The sequence below is a fragment of the Kocuria marina genome (assembly GCF_000786655.1).
In the GTDB taxonomy this organism is placed as follows: Bacteria; Actinomycetota; Actinomycetes; order Actinomycetales; family Micrococcaceae; genus Kocuria; species Kocuria marina_A.
The window spans coordinates 1-1,217 of record NZ_JROM01000060.1 but is presented as its reverse complement, the minus strand read 5'-3'; the positions used below and the strand labels follow the sequence as shown (position 1 = coordinate 1,217).

Annotated in this window: 1 protein-coding gene; it reads left to right on the top strand. The window is 69.5% G+C overall.

Annotation, left to right across the window (positions count from 1 at the left end; translation table 11 throughout):
- Positions 1–112: 112 nt before the first annotated feature.
- On the top strand, positions 113–1,217 hold a 1,105-nt coding region (locus AS25_RS13395; RefSeq protein ID WP_035965862.1), incomplete at its 3' end, for an IS1634 family transposase.

The following is a 1,217-nucleotide window of genomic DNA, read 5'->3' as shown; positions in this document are numbered from 1 at the left end:
GACCTGACTCGTGCCACTTGAGAGCTCCTGGCTGACTTGGCCGGTGTTGTCGCTGGTCAGGGTCCTGTGGCGGGGGTCGGCGACACACTAATCGGGTGGGTAGGGTCGGACCGTGGTGTTCGTGCGTAAGGTCCGGACGGCGTCGGGGGCGACGGCGGTGCAGATCGCTGAGCGCCGGGGCGGGCGGGACAAAGTCCTCGAGCACCTGGGCTCAGCGCACACCGAGGCCGAGCTGACCGCGCTGTTGGAGGCCGCCCGGGTGAAGATGCACCCGGGTCAGGGCGAGCTCGACCTGAGCGCGGGCGCGGTGCCGGCGGGGCAGTCGGTGATCACCGGCAAGTGCAGCGCACTGCTGTGGCACGTGCTGACCAGCGCGTACGCCAGGTTGGGGTTCGATGCCCTGGGCGATGAGGCGTTCAAGGCGCTGGTGCTGGCGCGGATCGTGGAACCCACGAGCAAGGCCGACTCGCTGCGGGTGCTGGACGAGCTCGGTGTGCCGCACGCGTCGCTGCGCACGATGTTCCGGTGCCTGGCCCGGGCCCAGGAACGCGGCTACCGCGACCAGGTCGCCGCGGCGTGCTTCGCCCACGCCGCCGGGCACGGGGACCTGTCGCTGGTCCTGTACGACGTAACCACCCTCTACTTCGAGGCCGAGCAGGAGGACGAGCTGCGCAAGGTCGGCTATTCGAAGGAGCGGCGCGTGGACCCGCAGGTCGTCGTGGGGCTGCTCGTGGACCGTGCCGGGTTCCCGCTGGAGGTGGGGTGCTTCGAGGGCAACAAGGCCGAGACCGCCACGATCCTGCCGATCATCGAGCAGTTCCAGCAGCGCCACAACCTGGCCGACATCGTGGTGGTCGCCGACGCGGGCATGCTCTCCTCATCGAACCTCAAGGAGCTGGATGCGGCCGGGTTGCGGTTCATCGTCGGCTCGCGGGTCACCAAGGCCCCCGGCGACCTCGCTTCTCATTTCCGGTGGCACGGGGATGCGTTCACCGACGGACAGATCATCGACACCATCACTCCACGGGTGGCCACCACCAAGGCGGCCTCGGTCAACGATGTCACCAAGCGCGCCGAACCCGTGTGGGACCCCGCGGTGCACGATCGGTCGTGGCGGGCGGTATGGGCGTACTCCGTCAAGCGCGCCGCACGGGACCGGGCCACCCTCACCCTGCAGGAGAACCGCGCCAAGGCGGTCATCGCCGGCGAGAAGCCAG